The sequence below is a fragment of the Kribbella sp. NPDC050281 genome, from assembly GCF_040655855.1.
Taxonomy (GTDB): domain Bacteria; phylum Actinomycetota; class Actinomycetes; order Propionibacteriales; family Kribbellaceae; genus Kribbella.
The window spans coordinates 1-8,940 of sequence record NZ_JBFAKS010000076.1; the positions used below are offsets into that span (position 1 = coordinate 1).

An 8,940-nucleotide genomic window follows, 5' to 3' on the forward strand; every position below is an offset into this window, starting at 1 on the left:
GCCCGCCTCGGCCACGACCCCGGAGTCAACGGGTCAGGAGAGCGTGATCGTCAGCGCCGAGGACGAGCCCCGGGTCGCTACCTGCACCTCCACTCCACGCGTCGTGGTGACGAGCTTGTACTGCGCCTTGTGGCCGTCGAGCGACACGCTCTTCACGCTCGCACCGGCCGGCAGGACGGCGCCGATGGTGAACGTTGCCCCGACACCCTTCACCTTGACATCGGTCCGCAATTCCTTGCCTGTAAGGCGTGCGGACACATCGACCGATCCGCGGCCGAGCTGGATGTTGCTCCCGGCCACCTTCTGCTGGCCCTGCGGAAGCTGCGGCACGATCGAGACCCGGCCGTGGCCGAGGTCCGGGTCCACGCCGAGCTGCTGGTGCACGACCGGCCACAGTACGCCGTACGTGCCCCACGCCTGCAGTGCCATCGAGCGGTCGTAGAACGGCCGGCCGATGTTCGCGGGCGAGTCGGGCGACGGCGCGATCTCCGGCATCGCGCCGGGCGTCTCCCACACATTCGGGTCGAGCTGGATGCGGGCGTTGCCGGTGGTGTAGACCTGCTGCTGGCCGGTGCCGAGGCGACCGTAGTTGCCTTCAGCAACCGCCATGATCGACGTGTTCAGCGAGAAGATGCTGCGCTCGCTCTTCACCTGCGAGACGACCGGGTCACACGAGGGACCCGGGTTGCCGGCCGGATCGGACGTCGGTCCGGTACCAGTGTGGTAAAGGCCGAATTCGCCTGTGTAGCAAGGCTTCTCGCGCTGGTCGAGCGCGATCGCCGCGTGCTCCGGGGAAGCCAGCGGGGACACCGGCTTTCCGGGCCGGACCAGCTCGGCCTCCATCGGGGTGACGCCGATCCAGTGCCGCTGGAAGATCGGCGTGTTGTCGTTCGCGGGGTTCGCCGGGTCGTCGACGGAATCGGCGTACCCGAGCGCCTGCGGGACCCACCACTGGGACTCGAACCGCGACTCGAGGTCGTCGGCGCGGGTGGTGGCCCACTGCTGCACCTGCATGTCGTGCCGGGAGGCGGCCAGGTCGGCGAGGTCCCGCAGCCCGCGAGCGAGGTACACGGTGCTGTCGAGCTTCTCGGCGCCCATCCCACTGCGTTCGACGTTCGCGAGACCCTCGGGCCAGCCGTCGCTGTCCTTGTCGAGCTCGCGGTAGACGTACTGCAGGTTGCGGACGCTGAAGTCGTACATGTCGTCGCGGAACCGGTCGTCGCCGGTCCACCTCCACAGCAGTGCGACGATGCTCGGGAACTTCACCGTCTCGTCGGTGTTGCCCGCACTCTGGTTCGAACCGAAGTACACGTCGCCGGTCGGGACGACCTCGTGCGCGACCTTGCCGCTGCGGTCGTTGAGGATGTCGCTGACATCCCGCAACGCCTTGAGGTGGTCCTTCACCGTGCCGAACTGACCGGCCGCGACCGCGGCGTACGCGGTGTACTCACCGTCGGTCGCGAACAACCACGGGTAGTCCGGGAAGCCCGCACCGAACCAGCGTGCGGTGCCGACCGTGCCGGCTGGTGCCGGGTAGTCCTTGCCCTCGTTGACGTCGCGGATGCGCAGGTCGCGCGCCTCCTGCACGGAGTCGGCCAGGTTCTGCTTGCTCCATTCGACGCTCTGCTGCAGCAGTGGATCACCAGGCAGCTCCACCGCTGACATGCTGTCGATCTGCTGCCGCTCGTCAGCCTTTGCCTTCAGCAACTTGTCCGGGTTGCTCAACGCCCGGCTGTACTCGCGCTGTGCCGAGGACACGCCGGTGTCGGATCCGGCCACCGCGAACCAGACGGTCTTCTCCTTGCCCGGTGCGAGCTGTACGTCGTACGTCAGCCGGCCGCCGGTGCCCTTCCCGACCAGCGAGTCGTCACACCGTGCGGGCGTCAGACCGTCCGCCGGGCAGATCACGGCGGGGTCCTGCGGGCCGCGGTGGTCCGGACCAAGTGCGTGGCCCGTCGGACGCAGGGACGATCCGACGAACGCGGCGTAGTCGTGCGCGGTCGCGTTCGGGTACGACGGCGTGCCCTGCTCGCGGAACCGCAGCGAGCCGTCGGTGTACGCGCCGGTGTCCGCCAGGTTGGCGTCGGCCGCACCCGGGGCCGTCCAGCCCCACGGGTAGGACTGCATCAACTCGGAGTGCGCGTCCACATCGAGCTTGACGGTCTTCGCCGTACCGGACTTGAAGGTCAGCCCGACCAGCGTGGCGCGGATGCCGTCGGGTACGAAGTCGGTCCGGTGGACGCTCACGTCACCGGAGTAGTCGATCCGGCTGTAGCCGTGGCCGCTGGTGTACTTCGCGGCGGCCACGTCCTTGCCGAGCCAGGCGCCGTCGAGGCCGAACCACAGCCCGTCGAGCATCTTGATCGGCTGGGTCCAGAAGCCACCCATCTCACCGCGGATGTGCCAGCCGGTGGCGGGGTACAGGCCGGTCTCGTCGCCCATCGCGTAGGCGCGATCACCGACGACAAGCGACCGGCGATCCGCCAGCCGCGTCGATTCGGACAGCTCCGACGGTACGACGCTCTGCGGTGAGCCGCCGGTGCTGCGGGGTGCTGAGCCGGCGGTCGCGGATGCGGAGCCGGCGAGGACGGTTGCAGCGGCCAGCAGGGCGACGCCGACGGTACGGCGTCTGACCCGGCGTGGTGGGGCGGTGCTGCGTCGGACGGTCGGGCGGGGAGTCATGGCGGTTCCTCCTTCTCGCGGCGCGGTTGGGTGCGCACCGCATCAGCCAGGGGCTGAGCTGCCCCTGATCACCAGTTCGGGGTGCAGTAAGCGTTCGGTCGACGCGTCCGGCGGGCCGTCCGGGTCGGTGAGGATGGAGATCAGTTCGGCGGCGATGTCGTCCATCGGCTGCCGCAGGCTGGTCAGGCCGGGGGAGACCACGTCGGCCAGTGGGGAGTCGTCGAAGCCGGTGACGCCGACGTCGACGCCCGGGGTGAGGCCGCGGCGGCCGAGTTCGCGCAGCGCGCCGAGGGCGAGAATGTCGCTCAAGGCAACGATTCCGTCGAGGAACGGGTCCGCGTCGAGCAGTTCGGCGGTGGCCCGGGCGCCTTCGGCGATGCCGTCCTCGCGGCAGCGGACGGCCAGACCCGAGGTGGGCAGGCCGAGCTCCTTGCAGGCCGTGCGCCAGCCGCCGAGCCGGTCTTCGGCCAGCCCGGACGACTTCGGCCAGCTGAGGAAGCCGATCCGGCGGCGCCCGGCCTCGTGCAGGTGCCGGACCGCCATCGCCGAGCCGGCCGCGCCGTCGACGTCGACCCACGGACCGGGTTGGGTGGTCTCCTTCCAGACCCGGCCGAAGGAGATGAACGGGATCTTCTGTTCCTTGAGCCAGCCGTGCCGCGGATCGTGCGTCTCGGTCTGCGACAGGACGAACCCGTCCACGAGCCGGCGCGCGTGCAGGTCGTCGTACACGGGCATGCCGTCGACGCCGGGTGGGGCGGTGAACAGCAGAATGTGGCGGCCGGTGCGCTCGGCCGCGGCGCAGAGTGCGTGCAGGAACTGGTCCATCACGAGATGGGTCTGGTTCGGCCAGTTGGGGACGCAATAGCCGATCAACTCGACCGCGCTCGTGCGTAGACTGCGGGCGTTACGGTTGGGCCGGTAGTTGAGCAGTTCGATCGACCGGTTGACCCGCTCGAGGGTGTCCGGCCGCAGCCGGTGCGGGGCGTTCAACGCGTTCGACACGGTCTGCACGGAGACCTCCGCGTGCGCAGCGACCTGCTTCAACGTAGCCACGAAGACCTCCCACCGAGGCTTTGAACGTTAAAAACACCGGCAGTCTCCTCCCGGTCCCCGTCCGTGTCAACGGCTCAGAGTGCCGGTGGACGCTGCGTGACGATCGCCAGCGTTTCGGCCGCTGGGAGTGGCGCGATCCAGCGGCCCCACCAGGTCGCGCCGGCTGCCGCGAAGGCCTCGGGATCTCCACCGCTGACCTTCAGGTCGAACCTGTCGGTCGTCCCGCGCTCGGCCTCGACTTCCGCGAGCAGACCGCGGACGTCGTCGGGCATGATCTGCTGCGGCGCGTCCGTGCTGCCCTTGTACGCACAGCTCCCGTCCCACCGTCTGATCCGCCGGCGGACGGCGGGCACCAGCAGGTTTCCTCCGACCCAGATCGGGATGCGCGGCGCCTGCACAGGCCGTGCGGTGAGCTGCACGTCATCGAGCCGGTAGTACTTGCCGGCAAAGGTGACCGGATCGCCGCTCCACAGCCGGTCGATCACTGTGAGGCCTTCGTCCAGCATCTCCGCGAGCTGCTTCGGTTGGGTGGGTTCACCGACGCGGCCCAGGAACGGATCGCCGGGATCGCCGATCCCCACCCCCAGCACGAACCGCCCTCCGGACAGGTGATCCAGCGCCACTGCCTCGGCCGCGACCTTCCAGGGCCGCCGCCGAGGCAGTGGTGTGACCGTCGTACCGATCGTGATCCGTGAGGTAGCCGTCGCCATCGCCGCCAGGCAGATCCACGGGTCGTAGGTCGGCTCGGTCGCGTCGCCCTGGTAGACGAGGTAGTCCTCCAGGAACAACGCGTCCCAGCCGGAGTCCTCCACGGCGCGCGCGAGGTCCGCGAGACCGCGCGGATCCCGTCCGTGCCCGACTGCGCCGACCGTCACCGAGAATCGCATGCCCGTGACGGTAGTCGGGAGCACCGACAAGTCAGGCCGCGTAACCGCCGTCGATGGTCAGCTCCGCGCCGCTGAGGTACGCCGCGTGCGGGCCGGCCAGGTAGGTGATGGCCGCCGCGACCTCGGCCGTGGTGCCGAACCTCTCGAGCGCCACGAACGCCGCCTGTGGCTCGGCGAACGGGCCGTCCGCCGGGTTCATGTCGGTGTCGATCGGGCCGGGCTGGACGACGTTCGACGTGATGCCACGCGGTCCGAGCTCGCGGGCGAGGCCCTTGCTCAGACCGACCAGCGCGGCCTTGCTCATCCCGTAGAGCGTCATCCCGGGGAGGGCGGTCCGGGCCGCGACGCAGCTGCCGAGGTGGATCACCCGTCCGCCGTCGGACAGTCGCGGTACGGCGGCCTGCGTGGCGGCGTACACCCCACGGACGTTGACCGCGAGCACGTGGTCGACGTCGGCCAGAGTGACGTCGGTGATCGGACCGACCGCCCCGACGCCCGCGTTGTTGACCAGGATGTCCAGGCCACCGAGTTGGTCCGCGGCCCGCTGCACCCCGTCGGCCACGGCCACCGCGTCCGCGGCGTCGACCTCGAACGCGAACCCCCGCCGCCCGAGGTCTTCGATCTTCTTCACCACCTCGGCCGCGGCGTCCGCGGAGCGGTGGTACGTCACCGCGACATCCGCTCCACTCGCTGCCAAGGCGATCGCGGTCGCCGCGCCGATCCCGCGGCTTCCGCCCGTCACCAATGCCTTCTTGCCAACCAGTTCGTTCATGCCCTCAAGTCCAGCGGGTGATCCGGGGCGGAGCTGGCGGAAATCCGACCCGAGATCCTGGCGTCGTTTTTCCGCCATACCTCGATGGCGCAAATTCGCTAGCGACCGTCGGTGCGGCCAGGGATGCTGGATCACGTGTACGAGTGCAGGGAGCGATGCGTCCGCGCGGTCCAGTCCAAGGATGCCCGGTTCGACGGCTGGTTCTTCACCGCGGTACTGACCACCAAGATCTACTGCCGGCCGAGTTGCCCGGTGGTGCCGCCCAAGGTCGAGAACATGCGGTTCTACCCGAGTGCGGCGGCCGCCCAGCAGGCTGGGTTCCGGGCTTGCAAGCGCTGCCGGCCGGACGCGAGCCCGGGTTCACCGGAGTGGAACGACCGGGCCGACCTGGTCGCCCGCGCGATGCGGCTGATCGCCGACGGTGTCGTTGACCGCGACGGCGTGCCGGGCCTGGCCACTCACCTCGGCTACAGCGTCCGTCAGGTCCAGCGTCAGTTGCACGCCGAGCTCGGCGCCGGTCCGCTCGCGCTGGCTCGTGCCCAGCGTGCGCAGACCGCGCGGCTGCTGATCGAGACCAGCGAGTTGCAGATGGCCGATGTCGCGTTCGCGGCCGGGTTCTCCAGTGTGCGGACGTTCAACGAGACCGTGCAGGAGGTGTTCGCCCTCTCTCCGACCGAGCTGCGTCGCCGGGCCCGGCGCGGTACGGCGACCGTTGCCCCAGGCACCATCTCGCTGCGGCTCCCGTTCCGCGCGCCGCTGACCCCGGACAACCTGTTCGGTCATCTGATCGCGACCGGCGTACCCGGCGTCGAGGAGTGGCGCGACGGTCACTATCGCCGCACGCTCAGGCTTCCGCACGGGCATGGCGTGGTCGCGCTGAAGCCGATGCCTGATCACATCGCCTGCCAACTCTCGCTGACCGACCAGCGCGACCTGGCGATCGCGATCAGTCGCTGCCGCCGGATGCTCGACCTCGACGCCGACCCGATCGCGGTCGACGACCTGCTCGAGACCGATCCAGTGCTCGCGCCGCTGATTGCGAAGGCGCCGGGCCGCCGGGTTCCGCACACCGTCGACGGCGAGGAGTTCGCCGTTCGGGCGGTGCTCGGTCAGCAGGTGTCGACGGCGGCCGCGCGGACCCACGCGCATCGGTTGGTGGTGCGGCACGGCGATCCGATCGAGGATGCGGGCGGCGGGCTGACGCATCTGTTCCCGACGATGCAGGCGCTGGCCGGGCTCGATCCCGAATCGCTCGCCTTCCCGAAGTCTCGCCGTACGACGCTCATGACGCTGATCGGCACGCTGGCGGCCGGTGAGATCGATCTCGGCGCCGGCGCCGACTGGGACAAGGCGCGCGAGCAACTGGCCGCGCTGCCGGGGATCGGTCCGTGGACGGTCGAGTCGATCGCGATGCGGGCGCTCGGTGACCCGGATGCCTTTGTGGCCAGCGATCTGGGCATCCGGTACGCCGCTCGTGACCTAGGGTTGCCCGAGGCCCCCAAACTCCTGATCGACCATGCGCGTGCCTGGCGGCCGTGGCGTGCCTACGCGGTGCAGTACCTGTGGGCCACTGGTGACCACGCGATCAACAAGATCCCGGAACCGACCTCGACGGAGAGAGCATGACCGAGCTGACCACCGACCGCCTGCTGCTGCGCCAGTGGCGTGACAGCGACCGCGAGCCATTCGCAGTGCTGAACGCGGACCCGGCGGTGATGGAGCACTTCCCGGCGCCGCAGACGCGCGAGCAGAGCGACGCGCTCATCGACCGGAACATCCCCGAGATCGACGGACGCGGCTGGGGCCTGTGGGCGCTGGAGGTCCGCGAGACCGGCGAGTTCATCGGGTTCACCGGGCTGTCGGTGCCGAGTTTCGAGGCGCACTTCATGCCGGCCGTCGAGATCGGCTGGCGGCTCGCGAAGGGGGCCTGGGGCAACGGTTATGCCAGCGAGTCGGCCCGGGCGGCATTGGCTCACGGCTTCGGCCCGGCCGGTCTGGACGAGATCGTCTCGTTCACCGCGACCCCCAACGTGAAGTCGCAGCGGGTGATGCAGCGGATCGGCATGACGCACGACGAGGCGGGCGACTTCGACCACGTCCGTCTGCCCGCCGGGCATCGACTGCAGCGGCATGTGCTCTACCGGATCAACCGCGCCCAGTGGGAGGCGTCGCAGTGACGTATGCCGTGGTGGACAGCCCGCTCGGCCCGCTCACTGTGGTGGAGAGCGACGCCGGAGAGCTGGCCGGCCTCTACATGGCCGAACACCGGCATCGCCCGCCGATGGAGACCTTCGGCAAGCGCGACGACTCGGTGCTGCCCGCGGTTGCCGAGCAACTCACGGAGTACTTCGAGCACGGGCGGACGACGTTCGACGTACCGCTGCAGCTGGCCGGGACGCCGTTCCAGCAGCGGGTCTGGACAGCGCTCCAGGACATCCCGTACGGCGAGACCACGACGTACGGCGAACTCGCTGCGATCCTCGGACTCGTGCCGGGCGCGTCCCGGGCGGTCGGGCTCGCGAACGGGAAGAACCCGATCAGCATCATCGTCCCGTGCCACCGCGTGGTCGGCTCGACCGGCAGCCTGACCGGGTACGGCGGAGGCCTCGAACGAAAGCAGGCGCTGCTCGACCACGAGCGAGGCGACGTACTCTTCTGAGATAAGTGCTCAATCGGTGAGCACTTATCGGGCGCATGCTCGGTGGTATGAACGATGACGCGGCGCTGAATTGTCCGGGTGTGAAGCAATGGCGCACCTGGTTGGCGACGAACGGCCGGAGCGAGCGGTCCGTCTGGCTGATCGTTCGCCGGGATGCGGCGGGCGTGAACCTGGCGGATGCGGTCGAACAGGCGTTGTGTTTCGGGTGGATCGACAGCAAGACGATCAAGCGTGACGACCGGACGACGTACCAGTGCTTCACGCCGCGGAACCCACGCAGTACGTGGAGCAAGGTCAACCGCGAGCGGGTCGAGCGGTTGACCACGGCGGGCCTGATGGCGCCGGCGGGTCAGGAGCTCGTCGACCACGCTCGGCGGACCGGCGCGTGGGACCTGCTCGCCGACGCGCAGAACCTGATCGTCCCGGCCGACCTCTCCGCCGCCCTCGCCCAGAACCCCACGGGAGCCCACCACTTCCACGCGTTCCCGCCGTCCACCCGGCGCGCAATCCTCGAATGGATCACCCTCGCCAAGCGTCCCGAGACGCGCGCGACCCGCATCGCGCAGACGGTCACCCAAGCAGCCCACAACCACCGCGCCCGCTGACCCCCGCCCCGCCGCCCCCGGCCCCCGCAGCCCCCCGCCGCCCCCGCCCGCCGCGTCTGCTGGGTTGACCCACGAGACGGTGGGTTGGCCAACCGCACGCGGCTGGCCAGCCCACGGTTTGCTGGGCTGACCCAGCACTCCTGCACCTTTGCGGTCCCCGCCCGCCGCGTTTGCTGGGTTGGCCAACGAGACGGTGGGTTGGCCAACCGCACGCGGCTGGCCAGCCCACGGTTTGCTGGGCTGACCCAGCACTCCTGCACCTTTGCGGTCCCCGCCCGCCGC

At 69.9% G+C, this 8,940-nt stretch carries 8 protein-coding genes; 4 read left to right on the forward strand and 4 right to left on the reverse strand.

Annotated features, from left to right (window positions below; genetic code table 11):
* Nucleotides 1-33 precede the first annotated feature (33 nt).
* The 4 genes from AB0I34_RS43035 to AB0I34_RS43050 form a co-directional block, all read right to left on the reverse strand.
* The gene (locus AB0I34_RS43035) at nt 34-2,682 is read right to left on the reverse strand and encodes a glycogen debranching protein (RefSeq protein ID WP_360458152.1); all 2,649 of its coding nucleotides are present in this window, start codon (nt 2,680-2,682) and stop codon (nt 34-36) included.
* A gap of 42 nt (nt 2,683-2,724) precedes the next feature.
* Nucleotides 2,725-3,735 carry a LacI family DNA-binding transcriptional regulator gene (locus AB0I34_RS43040; RefSeq protein ID WP_360458155.1) on the reverse strand — a complete coding sequence of 337 codons (1,011 nt, stop codon included), beginning with the start codon at nt 3,733-3,735 and terminating at the stop codon, nt 2,725-2,727.
* A gap of 74 nt (nt 3,736-3,809) precedes the next feature.
* Entirely contained in the window at nt 3,810-4,622 is an 813-nt protein-coding gene (locus AB0I34_RS43045; protein WP_360458158.1) for an LLM class flavin-dependent oxidoreductase, read from the reverse strand.
* A 31-nt stretch (nt 4,623-4,653) separates the two neighbouring features.
* A complete protein-coding gene (locus AB0I34_RS43050) occupies nt 4,654-5,394 on the reverse strand; it encodes an SDR family oxidoreductase (protein WP_360458161.1) in 741 nt (246 codons plus the stop codon).
* A 123-nt stretch (nt 5,395-5,517) separates the two neighbouring features.
* Here AB0I34_RS43050 and AB0I34_RS43055 point away from each other — a divergent pair, with 123 nt between their 5' ends.
* The 4 genes from AB0I34_RS43055 to AB0I34_RS43070 are packed head-to-tail and all read left to right on the forward strand — an operon-like array spanning nt 5,518 to nt 8,658.
* The gene (locus AB0I34_RS43055; RefSeq protein WP_360458164.1) at nt 5,518-7,020 is read left to right on the forward strand and encodes an AlkA N-terminal domain-containing protein; all 1,503 of its coding nucleotides are present in this window, start codon (nt 5,518-5,520) and stop codon (nt 7,018-7,020) included.
* On the forward strand, nt 7,017-7,571 hold the full coding sequence (locus AB0I34_RS43060) for a GNAT family N-acetyltransferase (protein WP_360458166.1): 555 nt from the start codon (nt 7,017-7,019) through the stop codon (nt 7,569-7,571). Before AB0I34_RS43055 ends, AB0I34_RS43060 begins: the two co-directional genes overlap by 4 nt.
* Nucleotides 7,568-8,053 (forward strand): methylated-DNA--[protein]-cysteine S-methyltransferase, encoded by a 486-nt coding sequence (locus tag AB0I34_RS43065; protein WP_360458169.1) that lies wholly within the window; start codon nt 7,568-7,570, stop codon nt 8,051-8,053. Before AB0I34_RS43060 ends, AB0I34_RS43065 begins: the two co-directional genes overlap by 4 nt.
* Before the next feature lie 47 nt (nt 8,054-8,100).
* Nucleotides 8,101-8,658 carry a YdeI/OmpD-associated family protein gene (locus tag AB0I34_RS43070; RefSeq protein ID WP_360458172.1) on the forward strand — a complete coding sequence of 186 codons (558 nt, stop codon included), beginning with the start codon at nt 8,101-8,103 and terminating at the stop codon, nt 8,656-8,658.
* The last annotated feature ends 282 nt before the right edge of the window (nt 8,659-8,940 follow it).